This is a genomic window from Pseudomonas sp. GOM7 (assembly GCF_026723825.1).
Taxonomy (GTDB): domain Bacteria; phylum Pseudomonadota; class Gammaproteobacteria; order Pseudomonadales; family Pseudomonadaceae; genus Aquipseudomonas.
In genome coordinates this window covers 4,373,845-4,394,205 of record NZ_CP113519.1, presented here as the reverse complement: position 1 = coordinate 4,394,205, position 20,361 = coordinate 4,373,845, and the positions used below count along the sequence as shown (strand labels likewise).

The window sequence follows — 20,361 nt, the reverse complement described above, 5'->3', positions numbered from 1 at the left end:
AGAGGGTAGACGAAAGCAGTTGTGCATTCGGGTTAAACCCGCATGAGGATTTTGGTTCTGGCGGGGCTTGCCGCCAAGGTGTGCGTCCGGTTGCCGCAGCGGCGGAAGGCCGCGACAGGCTTGGTTATACTCGCCTGCATTCAATGGAGTCGTCATGCTCGAACCCGTTCAGCTACTGTCCGCCAGCCGCCAGAACCTCTGGCGCCTGACCCTCATCCGCATCCTCGTGCTCGCCGCCCAGGCCGGCTCGGTGGGCCTGGCCTACAAGTCGGGCATCCTCATGCTGCCCTGGATGCAACTGTCGGTGACCCTCGGCATCTCGCTGCTGCTGTGCCTGGGCACGGCCCTGCGCCTGCGCGGGCCCTGGCCGGTGACCGAGGTGGAGTACGCGGTGCAACTGGCCTGCGACCTGATCATCCACAGCGTTCTGCTGTACTACTCGGGCGGTTCGACCAACCCCTTCGTCTCCTACTATCTGGTGCCGCTGACCATCGCTGCCGCGATTCTGCCGTGGATGTTCACCATCGCCCTCTCCGGCCTGGCCCTGACCGGCTACACCCTGCTGCTGATCTGGACGCACCCGCTGGAGCTGCCCGCTGCCCGCGAGAGCCTGCTGGTCTACGGCATGTGGCTGAGCTTCGCCCTGGCCGCTGCGCTGATCACCTTCTTCGTCGCCAAGATGGCCGAGGAACTGCGCCGCCAGGACGAAATGCGCGCCGAACGCCGCGAGGAAAGCCTGCGTGACCAGCAACTGCTGGCCGTGGCCACCCAGGCCGCTGGCGCTGCCCATGAGCTGGGCACGCCGCTGGGCACCATGAGCGTGCTGCTCAAGGAGTTGCGCCAGGAATACAGCGACAAACCGGCCCTGCAGGACGACCTGGCCCTGCTTCAGGAACAGGTCAAGCTGTGCAAGTACACCCTGCAGCAACTGGTGCGCGCCGCCGAGAATGACCGGCGCCAGGCGGTGGTGGAGCAATCCAGCGTCGAGTGGCTGGAAACCACCCTCAACCGCTGGCACCTGATGCGCCCCGAGGCCAGCTACCGCTACCAGTGTCTGGGCCGTGGTACGCCACCGCGCATCATGCCGCCGGCCGATCTCACCCAGGCGTTGCTGAACCTGCTCAACAACGCTGCCGACGCCTGCCCGGACAAGCTCGATATCCGCCTCGACTGGGATCACCAATGGCTGCGCCTGAGCATCCGCGACCATGGCGTCGGCGTGCCGCTGGCCATCGCCGAACAGCTTGGCCGGCCCTTCTTCACCACCAAGGGCAAGGGCTTCGGCCTGGGGCTGTTCCTCAGCCAGGCCAGCGTGACCCGCGCCGGCGGCACGGTTAAGCTGTATAACCACGAAGAAGGCGGCACCCTCACCGAATTGAAGTTGCCGCGTACCTACGGCGTGGCCTGACAAGGAAAACCAAGCATGAGCGAAGAATCCCTGTTCGAGGGTGAAGAACACCCGCACCTGCTGCTGGTGGACGATGATCCCACCTTTACCCGCGTCATGGCGCGCGCCATGAGCCGCCGCGGCCTGCGCGTCTCCACCGCCTCCAGCGCCGACGAGGGCCTGGCCCTGGCCAAGGAAGACCTGCCCGACTACGCCGTGGTCGACCTGAAGATGGAAGGCGACTCCGGCCTGGTGCTGCTGCCCAAGCTGCTGGAGCTGGATCCGGAAATGCGCGTGGTGATCCTCACCGGCTACTCCAGCATTGCCACGGCGGTGGAGGCGATCAAGCGTGGCGCCGCCAACTACCTGTGCAAACCGGCCGACGCCGACGACGTGCTCACCGCGTTGCTGTCACAACATGCCGACCTCGACAGCCTGGTGCCGGAAAACCCGATGTCGGTGGATCGTCTGCAGTGGGAGCACATCCAGCGCGTGCTGGCCGAGCACGAGGGCAACATTTCCGCCACCGCGCGCGCGCTGGGCATGCACCGCCGCACCCTGCAGCGCAAACTGCAGAAACGCCCGGTGCGGCGCTGAGATGTGGGATGGGCATTAGGCCGTAGGGTGGGCTTTAGCCCGCCAGCGTTGCTCGGCGTGGGCTACGCGGATCGCCGCTCGCTCTACCCTACAAGCTGGCAGGCAGGTTCCTCCGGCTTGCCCATGGCCGATAAATACTTAGCCAGCTAACATAGGTCGCCAGACCTCCCGCTGGTGTGCTTATGTTCGCCGTCGCTGCCCAAACCCTCGCCGTCACGGCCCCCGTATTCGCCATGCTGTTTCTCGGCGTGGTGCTCAAGCGTTTGCGCTGGATCGATGGTGCCTTCATCGATATCGCCTCGAGCCTGGTCTTTCGCGGCACCATGCCGACCTTGCTTTTCCTCGGAGTGGTCAAGGCCGATCTGGATACGGCGCTGCAGCCGGAACTGCTGAGCTACTTCTTTCTGGCCACCGTGGTCTCGTTCTTCGTCGCCTGGGCCTGGGCGGTCTGGCGGGTGCCGTTCGCCGAGCGCGGCATCTACACCCAGGGGGCCTTTCGCGGCAACAACGGCATCGTCGGCCTGGCCCTGGCCACCAGCATGTACGGCGACTACGGCCTGTCGGTCGGTTCCTTGCTCGCAGCGGTGGTGATCCTCTGCTACAACGCCCTGTCGGCGGTCGTCCTGGCCATCTACAGTCCAGGGGTGAAGCCCGGCATCAAGGTCATCGCCCTGAGCATCCTGAAGAACCCGCTGATCATCGGCGTGCTGCTGGCCGTGCCTTTCGCCTACTGGCAGATCCCTCTGCCGCAGTGGCTGCTGACCTCGGCGGAATATTTCGCGCAGATGACCCTGCCGCTGGCGCTGATCTGCATTGGTGGCACGCTGAGCCTGGCCTCGCTACGGCGCAGCAGTGGTGTGGCCATCGGCGCGAGCCTGATGAAGATGGTCTGGCTGCCGCTGCTGAGCACCCTGGGCGCCTGGCTGTGGGGCTTTCGCGGAGCGGATCTGGCGATCCTCTTTCTCTACTTCGCCAGCCCCACGGCCGCCGCCAGCTTCGTCATGGCCCGTGCCGTGGGCGCCAACCACGAACTGGCGGCGGCGATCATCGTCATCACCACCCTGGCCGCCGTGCTGTGCATCAACGCCGGTTTGCTGCTGTTGCAGTGGGGTGGCTGGATCTAGGCTTTCAGCATTGGCCCTGGGTGTTTTTTCAAGGAGAGAAAAATGGGGGATTCCGTTCATTGGTTCGTTGTGCAGTGTGCCTCCGAGGATGAGGCGCAGGTACGGGCCAGTCGAATACTGAATTGGCTGATCGAGCACAAGATAGTCGTGGCGTCACCTTGTCCCAATACCGGCCTTTATCCGCCGGGGGCCGGGGCGCAGGGGTATGATCCGCGCATCGAGTACTGCGGCGTTCAGCTCGTGCAGGAGCGTACAGTGTTCCATGCCGGCGACAGTGGTCTGGATGGCTTGGCCTGTCCGAGCTGTCGGCAGGTCGCAGCCGTTGAAGCGATTGCCTGGGACGACGCTGTCGGCAGTTGGTTCGCTGGGCAAGATGATGTGACGCTGAGCTGTCCAGCCTGTAGCCACGCCAGCCGCTTGCATGACTGGCAGTTCCTGCCCATGCCCTGGGCGTTCGGTAACCTGGGGGTGGGCTTCTGTAACTGGTGGTTGGATGAAGCCCTGACCCAGGCGCTGCTCGCGGAACTGGGGGCGGATGTGCGGCAGGTTCATGCCCATCCATGACGCCTGGCATCGCTGTCGAGAGCGCAGCCTGGTTCTAGCGAAGGTCTACAGCCAGGCTGCTAGCAAGAACTGGTGCGCATAGCGCACCCTACTGTTTCTGCCATTCCTCGATCACGTCCTGCGCGGCGCGGAAGGCGTCGATGCTGGCCGGTACGCCGGCGTACACCGCGCAGTGCAGCAGGGTTTCGCGGATTTCCTCGACCGTGCAGCCGTTGTTCAGCGCGCCGTGCACATGGCCCTTGAGTTCCTGTGGGCATTTCAGTGCGGTCAGCGCGGCCAGGGTGATCAGGCTGCGGGTCGCGCGCGGCAGGCCTTCGCGCGTCCAGACGCCGCCCCAGGCGTGCTCATTGACGAAGTCCTGCAGCGGCTGGGTGAAGGCGCTGGCATTGCCCAGGGCGCGGTCGACGAAGTCATCGCCCATCACTTCTCTGCGCACCTGGAGGCCACGATCCTGGGCGTCGCTCATGGCTGCAGTTCCTGTCCGCGTTGCTTGTGCCAGGCGCGCACGGCGATCACCACCAGGGTGATGGCGGTCAGCGGCAGGGCATAGCCGAGCATCGCCTCGCCAAAGGTCTGCGCGAATGGGCGACCTGTGCTGAACAGCACCAGGTAGAGGGTATAAGCCACGTAGTAGGCGAGGAACAGCGCACCCTCCCAGCGGTTGATGCGGTAACCGGCGAAGAAGATCGGCAGGCAGGCCACGGCCACCGCGATCATCACCGGGAAGTCGAAGGCCAGGGCATTGGGTGATACCGCAATGGAGGCTGGTGACACCAGCGAGGCCAGACCCAGCACGCAGAGCAGGTTGAAGATGTTGCTGCCGACGATATTGCCGACGGCGATGTCGCGTTCGCCCTTGATGGCCGCCAGAATCGAAGTGGCCAACTCCGGCAGCGAGGTGCCGACGGCGACCACCGTCAAACCGATGACCAGCTCCGAAATACCCAGTGCTCGTGCAAGTGTCACGGCGCCTTCGACCAGGAAGTTGGAGCCCGCCACCAGCAGTACCAGACCGACGATGACCAGGCCAAGATTGATTGCCCAGGCGTAGGGTTTTGGCTGCTCGTCGAGGCCGAATTCTTTGGCGAACTCATCGTCCTGGCTGCCCTTGTCCTTGCGTGCGCTGTAGATCAGAAAACCGGTGTAGCTGAGCACGCCGGCGAACAGCAAAGCACCGTCGAGGCGACTCAGCTCGCCATCCCAGGCCAGGCCGAAGGTGAGCAGGCTGGCGCCGATCATGATCGGTACATCGAGGCGGATCAGTTGGCGCGAGACGATCAGCGGCGCGATCAGGGCAGTCATGCCGAGAATCAGCAAAACGTTGGCGATATTGCTGCCGACCACGTTGCCGATGGCCAGGTCGCCGCTGCCATTGAGGGCAGATTGCACGCTGACTGCGGTTTCCGGCGCGCTGGTGCCGAAGGCCACCACGGTCAGGCCGATTACCAGGGGTGGAATGCCGAATTGCGCGGCCAGTTTGGCGGCGCCGCGCACCAGCACTTCGGCACCGGCCACCAGTAGCACCAGGCCGGCGATCAGGTAGACGTAGGTCATCAGGGTCATTGCAGGGAAGCTCCGAGAAAAGTGCGGCTAGTGTAGCCATGGCCTATCACGGCGCCAGAGGGGCGGCGCAGCGATTTGTTACAGGCTCTGTTCAGTCCAGCGCTTCGATACGTACCGGCGCCACGCCTGAGCGCAGCATGCCCAGGCGCTCGGCGGCGGCGCGCGATACGTCGATGATGCGCCCGCGCACGAAAGGGCCGCGGTCGTTTATGCGTACCACCACGCTGCGCTCGTTGTTCAGGTTGGTTACCCGTACTTGCGTACCGAACGGCAGGGTGCGGTGGGCGGCGGTCAACGCATGTTGATCGAAGCGCTCGCCGCTGGCGGTGCGTTTGCCATGGTGCGCCTGGGCGTAGTAGGACGCCTTGCCGGTTTCGCTGCTGCCCGCGCCGCCGCCAAAGGTGGAGCAGCCGCCGAGCAGGGCGAACGCACCGAGTAAGGCCCAGGCCTGTAGCCCGGATGCAATCCGGGGGCTGGTGATTTCCCGGATTGCATCCGGGCTACGGATCATCATGGTGGTTTTCTCCAGATAAAACGACGCCGGGCAGGCCCGGCGTCGTTTCGTTGGCTCGAGGCTCAGTCTTCGAGCTTTTTCTTCAGCAGTTCGTTCACTTGCCCCGGGTTGGCCTTGCCCTTGGAGGCCTTCATGGCCTGCCCGACGAAGAAGCCGAACATCTTGCCGCGCTTGGCTTCGTCGCTGGCGCGGTACTGCTCGACCTGCTCGGCATTGGCGGCCAGTACCTCGTCGAGCATCTTGTCGATGGCGCCGGAGTCGGTGACCTGCTTGAGGCCTTTGCTTTCGATGATGGCATCGGCGCTGCCTTCACCGGCGGCCATGGCCTCGAACACCATCTTGGCGATCTTGCCGCTGATGGTGTTGTCCTTGATGCGCAGGATCATGCCGCCCAGGTGCTCGGCGGAAACCGGCGACTGCTCGATCTCCAGGTCTTCCTTGTTGAGCAGGCTGGACAGCTCGCCCATCACCCAGTTGGCCGCCAGCTTGGCATCGCCGCAGACCTTGGCCACCTGCTCGAAGTACTCGGCCATCTCGCGGCTGGCGGAGAGCACGCTGGCGTCGTAGACAGACAGGCCGTACTGGCTCTGGAAGCGCTCGCGTTTCTGCGTCGGCAGTTCCGGCAACTGGCTGCGTACCTCGTCGAGAAAGCTCTGCTCGATCACCACCGGCAGCAGGTCGGGGCAGGGGAAGTAACGGTAGTCGTTGGCTTCTTCCTTGCTGCGCATGGCTTTAGTTTGGTCGGTGTTCGGGTCGTACAGGCGGGTTTCCTGCACCACCTTGCCGCCGTCCTCGATCAGCTCGATCTGCCGCTGAACCTCACGGTTGATCGCTTTCTCGATAAAGCGGAAGGAGTTGACGTTCTTGATCTCGGCGCGGGTGCCAAAGGCCTCCTGGCCTTTCGGGCGCACGGAAACGTTGCAGTCGCAGCGCAGCGAGCCTTCGGCCATGTTGCCGTCGCAGATGCCCAGGTAGCGCACCAAGGCGTGGATGGCCTTCACATAGGCCACGGCTTCCTTGGCCGAGCGGATGTCCGGCTCGGAGACGATCTCCAGCAGCGGCGTACCGGCGCGGTTGAGGTCGATGCCGCTCATGCCGTGGAAGTCTTCGTGCAGGCTCTTGCCGGCGTCCTCTTCCAGGTGCGCGCGGGTGATGCCGATGCGCTTGACGGTGCCGTCTTCCAGGGTGATGTCCAGATGGCCCTTGCCGACGATGGGGTGATCCATCTGGCTGGTCTGGTAGCCCTTGGGCAGGTCCGGGTAGAAGTAGTTCTTGCGCGCGAAGATGTTACGCGGGCCGATCTCTGCGTCGATGGCCAGGCCGAACTTGCAGGCCATGCGCACGGCTTCGGCGTTGAGCACCGGCAGGGTGCCGGGCATGCCCAGGTCGATCAGGCTGGCCTGGGTGTTGGGCTCGGCGCCGAAGCTGGTGGCGCTGGCGGAGAAAATCTTCGATTGGGTGCTGAGCTGAGCGTGTATCTCGAGCCCGATCACGGTTTCCCATTGCATCTTTAGTGTTCCTCGATCCTGTATGGCATGGACAAGCCCTCTCCCGGCGCTACGCGCCACCCTCTCCCATGAATGGGAGAGGGGAAAAGGCCGCATGGCTGCGCCATGGCCTAGAAGCCGCTCGGTGCTTGTTTATGCCAGTCGCTGACCTGCTGGTACTGGTGCGCGACGTTGAGCAGACGACCTTCCTGGAAATAGTTGCCGAGCAATTGCACGCCCACCGGCAGGCCATCGACGAAGCCGGCCGGCATCGACAGGCCAGGAATACCGGCCAGGTTGGCGGTGATGGTGTAGATGTCTTCCAGGTAGGCGGACACCGGGTCGGCGTTCTTCTCACCGAGTTTCCAGGCCAGGTTCGGCGTGGTCGGGCCGAGGATCAGGTCGACATCCTTGAACGCCGCGACGAAGTCGTTCTTGATCAGTCGGCGGATCTGCTGCGCCTTGATGTAGTAGGCGTCGTAGTAACCGGCGGACAGGGCGTAGGTGCCGACCATGATGCGGCGTTTGACCTCGGCACCGAAGCCTTCGCCGCGCGAACGCTTGTACAGGTCTTCGAGGTTGACCGGATTCTCGCAGCGATAGCCGAAGCGCACGCCGTCGAAGCGCGACAGGTTGGAGCTGGCCTCGGCCGGTGCGATCACGTAATAGGCCGCAATGGCGTGCTGCATGTTCGGCAGGCTGATGTCCTTGACGCTGGCGCCGAGCTTTTTCAGCTCCTCGACCACGGCCATTACCTTCTCACCGATGCGCGCGTCGAGGCCGGCACCGAAGTATTCCTTGGGCAGGCCGATGCGCAGGCCAGCCAGCGGCTGAGCCAGCGCCGCCAGGTAGTCGTCCACCGGCTGGTCGACGCTGGTGGAATCCTTGGCATCGAAGCCGGCCATGGTACCGAGCAGCAGGGCGCAGTCCTCGGCAGTGCGGGCCAGCGGGCTGCCCTGATCGAGGCTGGAGGCGTAGGCGATCATGCCCCAGCGCGACACGCGGCCATAGGTGGGCTTGATGCCGGTGAGGTTGGTCAGCGCCGCCGGCTGGCGGATCGAGCCGCCGGTGTCGGTGCCGGTGGCGGCCGGCAGCAGGCGCGCGGCCACGGCGGCAGCCGAGCCGCCCGAGGAGCCGCCTGGCACGCGGGTTAGATCCCAGGGGTTCTTCACCGGGCCGTAGTGGCTGGATTCGTTGGCCGAGCCCATGGCGAACTCGTCCATGTTCAGCTTGCCGAGCATGACGCTGCCGGCGGCCTTGAATTTCTCGACCACGGTGGCGTCGTAGGGCGCCTTGAAGCCGGTGAGGATCTTCGAGGCGCAGGAGGTCAGCACGCCGTTGGTGCAGAACAGATCCTTGTGGGCGATGGGGGCGCCGAGCAGGGCGCCATTCTCGCCGGCGGCGCGGCGGGCGTCGGCGGCCTTGGCCTGTTCGATGGCGATATCTTCGGTGACGGTGATGAAGCTGTTGAGCTGCGGGTCGAGCTGCTTGATGCGTGCCAGCAGGGCACGGCTCAGCTCTTCGGCGGAGAACTGCTTGGCCTCGAGGCCCTTGGCGATCTCGGCGAGGGTCAGTTGATGCATGGCGGGCCCTTTCCTTTATTCGATGACTTTCGGCACGAGGTACAGGCCGCTTTCCACGGCCGGGGCGATGGCCTGATAGGCGTCGCGCTGGTTGCTCTCGCTGACCACGTCGGCGCGCAGGCGCTGGGTGGCCTCCAACGGGTGAGCCAGGGGCTCGACACCCTGGGTGTCGACAGCCTGCATCTGGTCGATCAGGCCGAGGATGCTGTTCAGGGTTTCGGTGGTTTGCGGAATATCGCTTTCATTCAGGCCCAGGCGGGCCAGGTGGGCGATTTTTTCCACCTCGGAGCGTTCAAGCGCCATGGGGGTCTCCAGTGGAAGATTGGCAGAAAGGCTGCGCAGTACAGGCTGCAGGGAACGGATATCGCGTGCTGGCGGTCAAAGGCCGCGGCGTGCGGCTGCAAGGCCCGGAAAAACAGGCAATCTATCATATTGCCGCCTTGCTCAAAATCCCTGCCGTTGTTAGAGTTTGCCGCACTTTTTACCCGCGCGTTTTTTCCGCGTCTGACTTTTTACCCACGCGTTGCCTAGGGTCCTCTCCGAATGTTCAAGAAACTGCGTGGCATGTTCTCCAGCGATCTGTCGATCGACCTGGGTACTGCCAATACCCTTATTTACGTGCGCGAGCGCGGTATCGTCCTGAACGAACCTTCCGTGGTCGCCATCCGTACCCACGGCAACCAGAAGAGCGTCGTCGCCGTCGGCACCGAGGCCAAGCGCATGCTCGGCCGTACCCCTGGCAACATTTCCGCGATTCGCCCCATGAAGGACGGCGTGATCGCCGATTTCAGCGTCTGCGAGAAGATGCTGCAGTACTTCATCAACAAGGTGCACGAGAACAGCTTCCTGCAGCCCTCGCCGCGCGTGCTGATCTGCGTGCCGTGCAAGTCGACCCAGGTGGAGCGTCGTGCCATTCGTGAATCCGCTCTGGGCGCCGGTGCCCGCGAGGTATTCCTGATCGAAGAGCCGATGTCCGCCGCCATCGGCGCCGGCCTGCCGGTGGAGGAAGCCCGTGGTTCGATGGTCGTCGATATCGGCGGCGGCACCACCGAGATCGCCCTGATCTCCCTCAATGGCGTGGTCTATGCCGAATCCGTCCGCGTTGGCGGCGACCGTTTCGACGAAGCCATCATCACCTACGTGCGCCGCAACTACGGCTCGCTGATCGGTGAAGGCACCGCCGAGCGCATCAAGCAGGAAATCGGCACCGCTTACCCGGGCGGCGAGATCCGTGAGGTGGACGTGCGTGGCCGCAACCTGGCTGAGGGCGTACCGCGCAGCTTCACCCTCAATTCCAACGAAGTGCTCGAAGCACTGCAGGAATCCCTGGCGGCCATCGTGCAGTCGGTCAAGAGCGCCCTGGAGCAGTCGCCGCCCGAGCTGGCCTCGGACATCGCCGAGCGCGGCCTGGTGCTGACCGGCGGTGGCGCGCTGCTGCGTGACCTGGACAAGCTGCTCTCCCAGGAAACCGGCCTGCCGGTGATCGTCGCCGAAGACCCGCTGACCTGCGTCGCCCGCGGTGGCGGCAAGGCGCTGGAGATGATGGATCGCCATGCCATGGACCTGCTCTCCACCGAGTGAGTGGTGCTGCCTTGGTTCGCTTGTCGTGCCGCCTCCGGGCGGCACGCGCACATTCAAGCATTGCAGTACACTCGGCCCTATTTCCGCTGACTGGTTCGCCGTACGCATGATTTCGCGCGCTGTTCAATCCACTGGCGCCCAAGGAGCAGGTCATTAAGCCGCTCTTCGCCAAAGGCCCCTCGCTGGGTATCCGCCTGCTGGTGTTTGCCGTGCTGTCGGCTGCGCTGATGGTGGTAGATGCGCGCTTCGATGCGCTCAAGCCAGTGCGCAGCCAGATGGGCCTGGTGCTCACGCCCTTCTACTGGATGGCCGACCTACCGGTGCGTGCCTGGGAGAATGCCACGCAGCAGATCTCCTCGCGCAACGAGCTGATGGCCGAGAACGAGAAGCTCAAGGCCGAAGCCCTGCTGCTGCAACGTCGCCTGCAGAAACTGGCCACGCTCACCGAGCAGAACGTGCGCTTGCGCGAACTGCTCAATTCCGCCGCGCTGGTGGACGAGGACGTGCTGGTCAGCGAGCTGATCGGTGTCGACCCCAACCCCTATACCCACCGCATCCTCATCGACAAGGGTGAGAAGGATGGCGTGTTCCTCGGCCAGCCGGTGCTCGATGCCCGCGGGCTGATGGGCCAGGTGGTGGAAATCATGCCCTACACCGCGCGCGTGCTGCTGATCACCGACACCACCCACAGCATTCCGGTACAGGTCAACCGCAATGGCCTACGCGCCATCGCCGTCGGCACCGGCAACCCTGAGAGCCTGGAACTGCGCCATGTCGCCGATACCGCCGACATCAAGGAAGGCGACCTGCTGGTCAGCTCCGGTATGGGCCAGCGCTTTCCGGCGGGTTATCCGGTGGCCACGGTCAAGCAGGTCATCCACGATTCCGGCCAACCATTCGCCATCGTCCGCGCCACGCCGACCGCTGCGCTGAACCGCAGCCGTTACCTGCTGCTGGTGTTCTCCGATCGGCGCACCCCGGAGCAGCGCGCCACCGATTCGGCCGAGGCTCAGGAGGCCGCCGACCGCGAGGCCGAGCAGGGGCGCACGCCGGCCCCGGCTGCCGAGGCCGCCGCGCCGGCCGCGGGCGCACCCGCTCAGGAGGCCCACTGATGGTCGCAAGCCAAGCACGCAATGGCTGGGTGATCTGGCTCAGCCTGGCCATCGGCCTGTTGCTCAGCGTATCGCCCATGCCGGAATTCATGCAGATCGGCCGGCCCTTGTGGGTTGCACTGTTTCTCACCTATTGGGTGCTGGCGTTGCCGCAGCGCGTCGGCATGACCACCGCCTGGATACTCGGCCTGGCGCAGGACGTGCTGTTCGGCACGCTGTTGGGGCAGAACGCGCTGATCCTGACCCTGATCACTTTCCTGGTGCTGAGCCTGCATCAGCGCCTGCGCATGTTCCCCATGTGGCAGCAGAGCATGGTATTGCTGGTGGTGTTCGGCCTGGCGCAACTGGTGCAGCTATGGCTCAACGCCCTGACCGGCAACCGCCCGCCGACCTTGGCGTTCATTCTGCCTGCCGTGGTCAGTGCGCTGCTCTGGCCCTGGGTGTGCGTCGCCCTGCGTAGCCTGCACCTGCGCCTCAACGTCAACTGAGCGCGACCCGCCTCCGGGCCGGTCGCGGTTCGCCAAGGGAGATACCCGCATGGCCGAGCTGTTCCTGGCCTCCGCTTCGCCCCGCCGTCGTGAACTGTTGGTCCAGATCGGCGTGCCCTGCGTCACGCAAATCGCCTCGATAGATGAAACCCCATTGCCAGATGAGCTGCCAAAGGCCTATGTAGAGCGCCTGGCTCGGGAAAAGGCGCGCGCCGGCCTGCAGGCGCTGGGCGCGCCTGCCGATGCCGTGGTGCTGGGTGCGGATACCAGCGTGGTGATCGATGACGAGATTCTTGGCAAACCGCAGGATTTCGCCGACTTTCAGCAGATGTTGCGCAGGCTGTCCGCACGTACTCATCAGGTGATGACGGCCGTGGCCCTGGTCAGTCGAGAGCGTGAGGTGGCGCAGGTGGTGAGCAGCGATGTCACCTTTCGTGCCCTGAGCGAGGCCGAGATCGCGGCCTACTGGGCCAGTGGCGAGCCCTGCGACAAGGCCGGTGGTTATGGTATTCAAGGGTTGGCGGCAGTGTTCGTCAGCCGCATCGAGGGCAGTTACTCGGCGGTGGTCGGCCTGCCGCTGTGCGAAACGGCGCAATTGCTGGGCGATTTCGGCATCGCCTGCTGGCAAACTCGGCCCGCGACTTAAACTTTCTGCCACGCCGAGCGGGCAGCTAATCCATCAGGACGGATGCATGAGCGAAGAGATTCTGATCAATATCACGCCGATGGAGTCGCGCGTGGCGGTGGTGGAAAACGGCGTTCTGCAGGAAGTGCATGTCGAGCGCACGCAGAAGCGTGGCATCGTCGGCAACATTTACAAGGGCAAGGTGGTGCGGGTGTTGCCGGGCATGCAGGCAGCCTTCGTCGATATCGGCCTGGAACGCGCCGCCTTCATCCATGCTTCGGAAATCTCCACCCGTGAGGGCTCGGCGGTGGAGCCGATCAGCGCCCTGGTGCACGAAGGCCAGAGCCTGGTGGTGCAGGTGACCAAGGACCCCATCGGCAGCAAGGGTGCGCGCCTGACCACGCAACTGTCGATTCCCTCGCGTTATCTGGTGTACATGCCGCGCACCAGCCACCTGGGCATTTCCCTGAAGATCGAGGACGAGGCCGAGCGTGAGCGCCTCAAGCGGGTGGTCGCCGATTGCGTGGCCGCCGAGGGTATCGAGGAGGCCGGCGGCTTCATCCTGCGTACCGCGGCCGAAGGCGCCGGGGCCGATGAAATTCTCATCGACATCCGCTATCTGCGCCGCCTGTGGGACCAGATCGGCGCGCAGATCCAGAGCGCCAAGGCGCCCAGCGTGATCTACGAGGATCTGTCGCTGGCATTGCGCACCCTGCGTGACCTGGTCAGCCTGCGTACCGAGAAGATCCGCGTCGACTCGCGGGAAACCTTCGGCAAGATCACGCAGTTCGTCGCCGAACTGATGCCGGAAATCGCCGACCGCCTGGAGCACTATCCGGGGGAGCGGCCGATCTTCGATCTGTACGGCGTCGAGGACGAGATCCAGCGGGCGTTGGAGCGCAAGGTGCCGCTCAAGTCCGGCGGTTACTTGGTGGTGGATCCGGCCGAGGCGATGACCACCATCGACGTCAACACCGGCGCCTTCGTCGGCCATCGCACCCTCGAAGAAACCATCTTCAAGACCAACCTGGAAGCGGCCACGGCCATCGCTCGGCAACTGCGCCTGCGCAACCTGGGTGGCATCATCATCATCGACTTCATCGACATGATCGACGAAGAGCACCAGCGCCAGGTTTTACGCACTCTGGAGAAGCAGCTCGAACGCGATCATGCCAAGACCAACATCATCGGCATCACCGAACTGGGTTTGGTGCAGATGACCCGCAAGCGCACCCGCGAGAGCCTCGAACAGATTCTCTGCGAGCCCTGCAGCGCCTGCCAGGGACGCGGCAAATTGAAGACGGCGGAAACCATCTGTTACGAAATCTTCCGCGAGATCCTGCGCGAGGCCCGCGCCTACCAGGCGGAAAGCTACCGGGTGCTGGCCAACCAGAAGGTGGTCGATCGCCTGCTGGATGAGGAATCGGGCAACGTCGCTGACCTCGAGGCCTTCATCGGCCGCACCATCAAGTTTCAGGTGGAAAGCATGTACTCCCAGGAACAGTACGATGTGGTGCTGCTCTGAGCGTGGGGGTTGAGATGAATCGTCTCGCAGTTCTGCTGGCCACGCTGTTGCGCTGGGGCCTGGGCCTGTGCGCGGCGTTGCTGGTACTGGCCGCGCTCTATGTCAGCCTGGGTCGCCAACTGCTGCCATTGGTGGCCGAGTACCGCCTGGAACTGGAGGATCGCGCCAGCGCCGAGCTGGGCATGCCGGTGCGCATCGGCCGTCTGGAGGGGCGCTGGCAGGGCTTTGCCCCCTTGCTGGTGGCCCATGATGTCGAACTGGGCGCCGCTGGCGAAGGGCTGAGCCTGGATCAGGTGCAGGTGATTCCCGACGTGCTGGCCAGCCTGCTGGCGCGTGCGCCGCGTCTCGCCCACCTGCAGGTGCAAGGATTGCAGCTCGACCTGCGCGAGGACGAGCAGGGCGCCTGGCACCTGCGCGGCATGCCGCAACGGGCGACTCCCTCGTTGGACGTGGCGCAGCTACTCGAACGCTTGCAGGTGCTGCAGCGCGCCACCCTGCTCGACAGCCGTGTGGTGCTGCAGCCCTACCAGCACCAGCCGCTGCTGTTCAGCTATGTCAACCTGAGCCTGCGTTACGGTGGTTCCAGCCAGCGACTCGATGGCCGTTTCCTGCTACCCGATGGCCAGCCGGTGGCGCTGCGTCTGCGCACTCGCATGCAGCCACAGCACTGGCGCGAGGCGGCCTCCGAGCTTTACCTCAGCCTGCCGCAGAGTGATTGGGCCACCTGGCTGCCGCCGCGTCTGACCGGCGACTGGCACCTGCAACGCCTGCAGGGCGGTGGCGAACTGTGGCTGACCGCGCAGGGTACTCAGGTGCAGCGCGGCGCCCTGCGCGTGCACGCGCCGCAGGTGCAGGTCGGCTATGCCAAGCGCGCACCGCTGAGCCTCGAGGATCTGGCCTTCAACGCCTTCTTCGAGCAGAACGACGATGGCCTCACCGCGCAGATCGACTCCCTGGCGCTGACGCACGGACAGCAGCGCCTCGGCGAGCTGCACATCGGGCTGTCGCGCCGTGGCGAGGCCGATCAGCCACATTGGGCGCTCACCGCCGATCATCTCGACCTGGCCGCCTGGGCGCCGCTGGTGGCAGCCCTGGCGCCCATGCCGGAGGCCGGCGAGCAGGCGCTGGCGGGCTTGGCGCCGGTCGGCACGGTGAGCAATCTGTCGCTCGACTATTTCCCGGTGGCCAGCGGCGCCGAGCGCCTCAAGTTCGCCGCCAATCTCGAGCGTGTGGGCGTATCGGCCTATCAAGGCGCGCCGGCCGTGGAAAACGTCACCGGCAGCGTGGCCGGCAATCTGGAAAATGGCGAGCTGCGCCTGAATGCCGATGATTTCGCCCTGCACCTCGATCATCTGTTTCCCGAGCCCTGGCGTTACCGTCACGCCCAGGCGCGGTTGACCTGGCAATGGAACGCGCAGGGGCTGACTCTGGCCAGCCCTTACATGCGTGTGGAGGGCGAGGAAGGGCAACTCGCCGGCGATATGCTCATCCGCCTGCTGAGCGATCCCGAGGCCGAGGACTACATGGATTTGCGCGTGGGCCTGCACGATGGTGATGCCGCCTATACCCGCAAGTACCTGCCGACCCGTTCGACGGCCATGAACGAAGCGCTCGCCCACTGGCTGCAGACGGCGATCAAGGGCGGCAAGGTGCAGGAGGGCTACTTCCAGTACCAGGGCTCGATCAACAAGGGGGCGCCGCGTGAAGCCCACAGCATGAGCCTGTTCTTCCGCGTCAGCGATGCCGAGCTGGCCTTCCAGCCTGGCTGGCCGGCACTGCGCGAGGGGCGTGCCGATGTGCTGATCGAGCCCGATACCGTGCGCGTGCGCCTGCAGCAAGGGCGCCTGCTGGACAGCCAGGTGAGCGACGTCAATGCCGATATCGCCCTGCTGCACGACGGCAAGCCGCCGCATCTGAAGCTCGAAGGCGAGGTGCAAAGCAGCTTGCCCGACGCCCTCAAGCTACTGCAGGAAGCGCCATTGGGAACTCAGCAGATATTCGCCGGTTGGCGCGGCGAAGGCCCGCTGAGCGGGCGCCTGCAACTGGACATCCCCCTGCAGAAAGGCCCGGCGCCTGGCGTGGTGGTCGACTTCGCCAGCGAAGGGGCGAGCCTGACACTGGCCAACCCCGATCTGCAGCTCAGCCGCATCAAGGGCGCGTTCCGTTTCGACAGTGCCAAGGGCCTCAGCGCGCCCAAGGTGAGTGCCGAGGTGTTCGGCCGCCCGATCAGCGGCCGCATCATTGCCGATGGCTCGCGCGGCGAGGCACGTACCCGCTTCGATCTGCGTGGCCAGGTGGAGGTCGCTGCCCTGCAGCAGTGGCTCAAGGCGCCGCCGAGCCTGCCGGTGAGTGGCTTGCTGCCCTATCGCCTGCGCCTGACGCTGGCAGGTGATGACAGCCAGTTGCGCGTCGACTCCAATCTGCGTGGCGTGGCCGTCGAGCTGCCGGCGCCGTTCGGCAAGGCGGCCAGCGAAGAGCGTTATGCCGACTGGCGCATGACCCTCTCCGGCAATGAGCGGCGCTATTGGGCGCAATACGCCGACTTGGCCAGCCTGAGCCTGGCGGCGCCGCCGGGCGCCCTGGCCGAGGGGCGCGGTGAGCTGCTGCTGGGCAACGCCACGGCGAGCCTGCCGAGCCAGCCAGGCCTGCGCCTGCGCGGGCACCTGGACGAGCTGGACTGGGACGCCTGGCAGGGCGTGTTGAACAAGCACAAGGTGGCGGTGGACGAACAGAGCCAGCGCCTGTTCAAAGGCGCGCAGTTGGACATCGGCCTGTTCCGCGGTTTTGGCCAGGAGATCCAGGGGCTGAGTGTGGGCCTGAGCCGGCAAGGCGAAGCCTGGGCGTTGCAAGTCGATAGCGAACTGGCCGCCGGACGTGTGCTGCTACCCGATGCCAAGGCCACGCCGATCACCGCCGACCTGCAGCATGTGCGCCTGCCTGCTGCCGACCCGAGCGTTGCCAAACCGGCCGACGCCCCCGACCCTCTGGGCGATTTCGACCTGCGGCGGATTCCGGTGCTGGACATCCGCATCGACCAGGTCTGGCGTGGCGACAAACTGCTCGGCGCCTGGTCGCTGAAAGTGCGGCCGGAGGCGCAAGGCGTGCGTTTCGAGGATCTGGATCTCGATCTGCAAGGGCTGAAGATCGGTGGCAGTGCCGGTTGGCGCGGCATGCCGGGCAATACCAGCAGTTGGTACAAGGGCCGTGTACAGGGCGAAGACCTGGGCAAGGTGTTGCTGGCCTGGAACTTCGCGCCGAGCGTGACCAGCGAACGCTTCCGTGTGGATGTCGATGGCACCTGGCCTGGCTCGCCCGCCTGGCTTTCGCTCAAGCGCTTCTCCGGCAACCTCGACCCGTCCCTGCGCAAGGGGCAGTTCGTCGAGGTGCAGGGCTCGGCTCAGGCCCTGCGCGTATTCGGCCTGCTCAATTTCAACTCCATTGGTCGCCGTCTGCGTCTGGACTTTTCCGACCTACTGGGCAAGGGGCTGAGCTACGATCGGGTCAAGGGCAACCTGCAAGCCACCGACGGCCTGTTCGTCACCCAGGAGCCCATCACCCTGACCGGCCCTTCGAGCAACCTGGAACTCGATGGCAAGCTCGACATGCGCAACGAGCAGATCGATGCCAAGTTGCTGGTGACCCTGCCGGTGACCAACAACCTGCCACTGGCGGCCTTGATCGTCGGCGCACCGGCCATCGGTGGCGCACTGTTCGTCGTCGACAAACTGCTGGGCGACAAGGTGGCACGTTTCGCCAGCGTGCAGTACGACGTCAAGGGCCCCCTGCAGAATCCCGAGATCACCTTCGACAAACCCTTTGAAAAACCGCAATGAGGTCGCGTCTTGGCGTACCCTGGGGCAACCCTAAGCCATGAGCCCAGCCATGAACCTCGCCGTGATCCAGATGGTCAGCCAGGACGACGTGCAAACCAACCTGCGCCTGGCGCGGCGCATGTTGGAGCGTGCCGCACAGGGCGGGGCGCGCCTCGCCGTACTGCCGGAGAACTTCGCCGCCATGGGCCGCCGTGACCTGGCCGCCATCGGCCGTGCCGAGGCCTTGGGCGAGGGGCCGATCCTGCCCTGGTTGAAACGCGCCGCCCGTGACCTCAGCTTATGGATAGTGGCCGGCACCTTGCCGTTGCCGCCGGACGATGATGCCGAAGGCAAGCCGCGCGCCTGTTCGCTGCTGATCGACGAGCAGGGCGAGCGTGCGGCCCGCTATGACAAGCTGCACCTGTTCGATGTCGACGTGGCCGATAACCGTGGCCGTTACCGTGAATCGGACGATTTCGCCCATGGCCAGCATGTGGTGGTGGCGGATACTCCGGTGGGGCGCCTGGGCCTGAGCGTGTGTTACGACCTGCGCTTCCCCGAGCTGTTCGTGCTGCTGCGCGAAGCCGGTGCCGAGCTGATCAGCGTGCCAGCGGCCTTCACCGCCGTTACCGGCGCCGCGCACTGGCAGGTGCTGACTCGTGCTCGCGCCATCGAGACCCAGTGTTATGTGCTGGCGGCCGGGCAGGGTGGCGAGCACCCGGGAGCGCGCCTGACCTTCGGCCATTCGGCGATCATCGATCCCTGGGGTAAGGTGTTGGTTGAACAGGATCAGGGCGAGGGCGCCTTGCTGGGGGCCCGTGATGCCGCCGAACAGGCGGCCATTCGTCAACGCATGCCGGTGCAGCAGCACCGCCGATTTGATTTGTCGGACGTTCCCGCGTCCGTTGTGGAGTTACCATGAATACCATGTTGCAATCCGTCAGCGAGCACCTGCTCGCCCCCGGCAATCTCACGCTCGACAGCCTCGCCAGCGTGCTCGGCGAGGTCGCTGGGCCGGGAATCGATGCCGCCGATCTGTACTTCCAGAGCCAGGTCTCGGAAACCTGGGTGCTGGAGGATGGCATCGTCAAGGAAGGCAGTTTCAACCTCGACCAGGGCGTTGGCGTACGCGCCCAGTCCGGTGAGAAGACCGGCTTCGCCTACAGCAATGCCATCAGCCTCGATGCGCTGAACCAGGCGGCCCGCGCTGCGCGTTCGATCTCCCGCGCCGGCCAGCAGGGCCGCGTGCAGGCCTTCGTCAGCCCGCAGGTGAGCCAGCTTTACGGCGAGGACAATCCGCTGGATGTGCTGAGCCGCGCGGAGAAGGTGGAGTTGCTGCAGCGTATCGACCGCGCCACGCGGGTGCTGGATCCGCGCATCAAACAGGTGACGGTGAGCCTGGCCGGGGTCTGGGATCGCATTCTGGTGGCTGCCCATGACGGCAGCCTGAGTGCCGACATCCGCCCGCTGGTGCGCTTCAACGTCAGCGTCATCGTCGAACAGAACGGCCGTCGCGAGCGCGGCGGTCATGGTGGTGGTGGGCGTACCGACTACCGTTTCTTCCTCGCAGAAGACCGTGCCATGGGCTATGCCCGCGAGGCGCTGCGCCAGGCACTGGTCAACCTCGAAGCCATCGCCGCGCCGGCCGGCAGCATGCCGGTGGTGATGGGCGCTGGCTGGTCCGGCGTGCTGCTGCACGAAGCGGTTGGCCATGGTCTGGAGGGGGATTTCAACCGTAAGGGCAGTTCGGCCTATAGCGGCAAGATTGGGCAGAAGGTGGCGTCGAGCCTGTGCACCATCGTCGACGATGGCACCCTGGCCGAGCGTCGTGGCTCGCTCAGCGTCGATGACGAAGGCACGCCGACCCAGTGCACCACGCTGATCGAGAACGGCGTGCTCAAGGGTTACATGCAGGACAAGCTCAATGCCCGCCTGATGGGCGCGGCCGCCACTGGCAATGGCCGCCGCGAGTCCTACGCGCACCTGCCGATGCCGCGCATGACCAACACCTACATGCTGGCCGGCGAGAGCGACCCGGAAGAAATCATCCGTTCGGTGAAGAAGGGCATCTACTGCGCCAATCTCGGCGGCGGCCAGGTGGACATCACCAGCGGCAAGTTCGTCTTCTCCACCAGCGAGGCCTACCTGATCGAGGACGGCAGGATCACCGCGCCGGTCAAGGGCGCCACCCTGATCGGCAACGGCCCGGAGGCCATGAGCCGGGTGTCCATGGTCGGCAACGACCTGGCTCTGGACAGCGGCGTCGGCACCTGTGGCAAGGACGGCCAGTCGGTGCCGGTGGGCGTCGGCCAACCGACCCTGAAGATCGACGCGATAACGGTCGGTGGAACGGGCGCATGAAGCAGCGGCAAGCTTCAAGCGACAAGCCTCAAGGGAGG

Annotated in this window: 18 protein-coding genes; 12 read left to right on the top strand and 6 right to left on the bottom strand. The window is 65.1% G+C overall.

What is annotated here, in order from left to right; all coding sequences use genetic code 11:
- The first annotated feature begins 154 nt into the window (after positions 1 to 154).
- The 4 genes from OU800_RS19475 to OU800_RS19460 all read left to right on the top strand — a co-directional run bounded on the left by OU800_RS19475 (position 155) and on the right by OU800_RS19460 (position 3,672).
- Positions 155 to 1,408: an ATP-binding protein gene (locus OU800_RS19475; RefSeq protein ID WP_268178993.1), complete on the top strand. Its 1,254-nt coding sequence runs from the start codon at positions 155 to 157 to the stop codon at positions 1,406 to 1,408.
- 15 nt (positions 1,409 to 1,423) lie between these two features.
- Positions 1,424 to 1,984 (top strand): response regulator transcription factor, encoded by a 561-nt coding sequence (locus OU800_RS19470; RefSeq protein WP_268178992.1) that lies wholly within the window; start codon positions 1,424 to 1,426, stop codon positions 1,982 to 1,984.
- A gap of 182 nt (positions 1,985 to 2,166) precedes the next feature.
- Complete coding sequence (locus OU800_RS19465; protein ID WP_268178991.1) at positions 2,167 to 3,108, top strand: AEC family transporter; 942 nt, start codon at positions 2,167 to 2,169, stop codon at positions 3,106 to 3,108.
- A 42-nt stretch (positions 3,109 to 3,150) separates the two neighbouring features.
- Positions 3,151 to 3,672, top strand: a complete 522-nt coding sequence (locus OU800_RS19460; protein ID WP_268178990.1) for a hypothetical protein — start codon at positions 3,151 to 3,153, stop codon at positions 3,670 to 3,672.
- A gap of 88 nt (positions 3,673 to 3,760) precedes the next feature.
- Here OU800_RS19460 and OU800_RS19455 read toward each other — a convergent pair whose 3' ends face one another.
- The 6 genes from OU800_RS19455 to gatC all read right to left on the bottom strand — a co-directional run bounded on the left by OU800_RS19455 (position 3,761) and on the right by gatC (position 9,122).
- Positions 3,761 to 4,138 carry a carboxymuconolactone decarboxylase family protein gene (locus OU800_RS19455; RefSeq protein ID WP_268178989.1) on the bottom strand — a complete coding sequence of 126 codons (378 nt, stop codon included), beginning with the start codon at positions 4,136 to 4,138 and terminating at the stop codon, positions 3,761 to 3,763.
- On the bottom strand, positions 4,135 to 5,235 hold the full coding sequence (locus tag OU800_RS19450; protein ID WP_268178988.1) for a calcium/sodium antiporter: 1,101 nt from the start codon (positions 5,233 to 5,235) through the stop codon (positions 4,135 to 4,137). Before OU800_RS19450 ends, OU800_RS19455 begins: the two co-directional genes overlap by 4 nt.
- Before the next feature lie 91 nt (positions 5,236 to 5,326).
- The gene (locus OU800_RS19445; protein ID WP_268178987.1) at positions 5,327 to 5,749 is read right to left on the bottom strand and encodes a septal ring lytic transglycosylase RlpA family protein; all 423 of its coding nucleotides are present in this window, start codon (positions 5,747 to 5,749) and stop codon (positions 5,327 to 5,329) included.
- Positions 5,750 to 5,811: 62 nt separating this feature from the next.
- Positions 5,812 to 7,257 carry an Asp-tRNA(Asn)/Glu-tRNA(Gln) amidotransferase subunit GatB gene (gene gatB, locus OU800_RS19440; RefSeq protein ID WP_268178986.1) on the bottom strand — a complete coding sequence of 482 codons (1,446 nt, stop codon included), beginning with the start codon at positions 7,255 to 7,257 and terminating at the stop codon, positions 5,812 to 5,814.
- Between the two features lie 110 nt (positions 7,258 to 7,367).
- The gene (gatA, locus tag OU800_RS19435; RefSeq protein WP_268178985.1) at positions 7,368 to 8,819 is read right to left on the bottom strand and encodes an Asp-tRNA(Asn)/Glu-tRNA(Gln) amidotransferase subunit GatA; all 1,452 of its coding nucleotides are present in this window, start codon (positions 8,817 to 8,819) and stop codon (positions 7,368 to 7,370) included.
- Positions 8,820 to 8,834: 15 nt separating this feature from the next.
- On the bottom strand, positions 8,835 to 9,122 hold the full coding sequence (gene gatC / locus OU800_RS19430) for an Asp-tRNA(Asn)/Glu-tRNA(Gln) amidotransferase subunit GatC (protein WP_268178984.1): 288 nt from the start codon (positions 9,120 to 9,122) through the stop codon (positions 8,835 to 8,837).
- A 240-nt stretch (positions 9,123 to 9,362) separates the two neighbouring features.
- On the opposite strand from gatC, the gene mreB reads away from it, so the two are divergent.
- From mreB to tldD, 8 genes are all read left to right on the top strand, one after another.
- A complete protein-coding gene (gene mreB, locus OU800_RS19425) occupies positions 9,363 to 10,400 on the top strand; it encodes a rod shape-determining protein MreB (RefSeq protein ID WP_268178983.1) in 1,038 nt (345 codons plus the stop codon).
- A gap of 200 nt (positions 10,401 to 10,600) precedes the next feature.
- Positions 10,601 to 11,512, top strand: a complete 912-nt coding sequence (gene mreC, locus OU800_RS19420; RefSeq protein ID WP_268178982.1) for a rod shape-determining protein MreC — start codon at positions 10,601 to 10,603, stop codon at positions 11,510 to 11,512.
- Positions 11,512 to 12,000: a rod shape-determining protein MreD gene (gene mreD, locus OU800_RS19415; protein ID WP_442445988.1), complete on the top strand. Its 489-nt coding sequence runs from the start codon at positions 11,512 to 11,514 to the stop codon at positions 11,998 to 12,000. The genes mreC and mreD overlap by 1 nt, the downstream gene beginning before the upstream one ends.
- 49 nt (positions 12,001 to 12,049) lie before the next feature.
- On the top strand, positions 12,050 to 12,646 hold the full coding sequence (locus OU800_RS19410) for a Maf family protein (RefSeq protein ID WP_268178981.1): 597 nt from the start codon (positions 12,050 to 12,052) through the stop codon (positions 12,644 to 12,646).
- A gap of 46 nt (positions 12,647 to 12,692) precedes the next feature.
- Positions 12,693 to 14,150, top strand: a complete 1,458-nt coding sequence (gene rng, locus OU800_RS19405; RefSeq protein ID WP_268178980.1) for a ribonuclease G — start codon at positions 12,693 to 12,695, stop codon at positions 14,148 to 14,150.
- A 14-nt stretch (positions 14,151 to 14,164) separates the two neighbouring features.
- Entirely contained in the window at positions 14,165 to 17,983 is a 3,819-nt protein-coding gene (locus OU800_RS19400) for a YhdP family protein (RefSeq protein ID WP_268178979.1), read from the top strand.
- Between the two features lie 49 nt (positions 17,984 to 18,032).
- The gene (locus OU800_RS19395; RefSeq protein ID WP_268178978.1) at positions 18,033 to 18,884 is read left to right on the top strand and encodes a carbon-nitrogen hydrolase family protein; all 852 of its coding nucleotides are present in this window, start codon (positions 18,033 to 18,035) and stop codon (positions 18,882 to 18,884) included.
- The gene (gene tldD, locus OU800_RS19390; RefSeq protein WP_268178977.1) at positions 18,881 to 20,323 is read left to right on the top strand and encodes a metalloprotease TldD; all 1,443 of its coding nucleotides are present in this window, start codon (positions 18,881 to 18,883) and stop codon (positions 20,321 to 20,323) included. The genes OU800_RS19395 and tldD overlap by 4 nt, the downstream gene beginning before the upstream one ends.
- Positions 20,324 to 20,361 lie beyond the last annotated feature (38 nt).

Excerpts from the sequence above, each read along its gene's own strand:
- rng (WP_268178980.1), top strand. The coding sequence starts at position 12,693 with ATGAGCGAAGAGATTCTGATCAATATCACGCCGATGGAGTCGCGCGTG.
- gatA (WP_268178985.1), bottom strand. The coding sequence starts at position 8,819 with ATGCATCAACTGACCCTCGCCGAGATCGCCAAGGGCCTCGAGGCCAAG.
- OU800_RS19470 (WP_268178992.1), top strand. The coding sequence starts at position 1,424 with ATGAGCGAAGAATCCCTGTTCGAGGGTGAAGAACACCCGCACCTGCTG.
- OU800_RS19465 (WP_268178991.1), top strand. The coding sequence starts at position 2,167 with ATGTTCGCCGTCGCTGCCCAAACCCTCGCCGTCACGGCCCCCGTATTC.
- mreD (WP_442445988.1), top strand. The coding sequence starts at position 11,512 with ATGGTCGCAAGCCAAGCACGCAATGGCTGGGTGATCTGGCTCAGCCTG.
- OU800_RS19400 (WP_268178979.1), top strand. The coding sequence starts at position 14,165 with ATGAATCGTCTCGCAGTTCTGCTGGCCACGCTGTTGCGCTGGGGCCTG.
- OU800_RS19475 (WP_268178993.1), top strand. The coding sequence starts at position 155 with ATGCTCGAACCCGTTCAGCTACTGTCCGCCAGCCGCCAGAACCTCTGG.
- OU800_RS19445 (WP_268178987.1), bottom strand. The coding sequence starts at position 5,749 with ATGATGATCCGTAGCCCGGATGCAATCCGGGAAATCACCAGCCCCCGG.
- OU800_RS19395 (WP_268178978.1), top strand. The coding sequence starts at position 18,033 with ATGAACCTCGCCGTGATCCAGATGGTCAGCCAGGACGACGTGCAAACC.
- gatC (WP_268178984.1), bottom strand. The coding sequence starts at position 9,122 with ATGGCGCTTGAACGCTCCGAGGTGGAAAAAATCGCCCACCTGGCCCGC.
- OU800_RS19460 (WP_268178990.1), top strand. The coding sequence starts at position 3,151 with ATGGGGGATTCCGTTCATTGGTTCGTTGTGCAGTGTGCCTCCGAGGAT.
- mreB (WP_268178983.1), top strand. The coding sequence starts at position 9,363 with ATGTTCAAGAAACTGCGTGGCATGTTCTCCAGCGATCTGTCGATCGAC.
- gatB (WP_268178986.1), bottom strand. The coding sequence starts at position 7,257 with ATGCAATGGGAAACCGTGATCGGGCTCGAGATACACGCTCAGCTCAGC.
- OU800_RS19455 (WP_268178989.1), bottom strand. The coding sequence starts at position 4,138 with ATGAGCGACGCCCAGGATCGTGGCCTCCAGGTGCGCAGAGAAGTGATG.
- OU800_RS19450 (WP_268178988.1), bottom strand. The coding sequence starts at position 5,235 with ATGACCCTGATGACCTACGTCTACCTGATCGCCGGCCTGGTGCTACTG.
- OU800_RS19410 (WP_268178981.1), top strand. The coding sequence starts at position 12,050 with ATGGCCGAGCTGTTCCTGGCCTCCGCTTCGCCCCGCCGTCGTGAACTG.
- tldD (WP_268178977.1), top strand. The coding sequence starts at position 18,881 with ATGAATACCATGTTGCAATCCGTCAGCGAGCACCTGCTCGCCCCCGGC.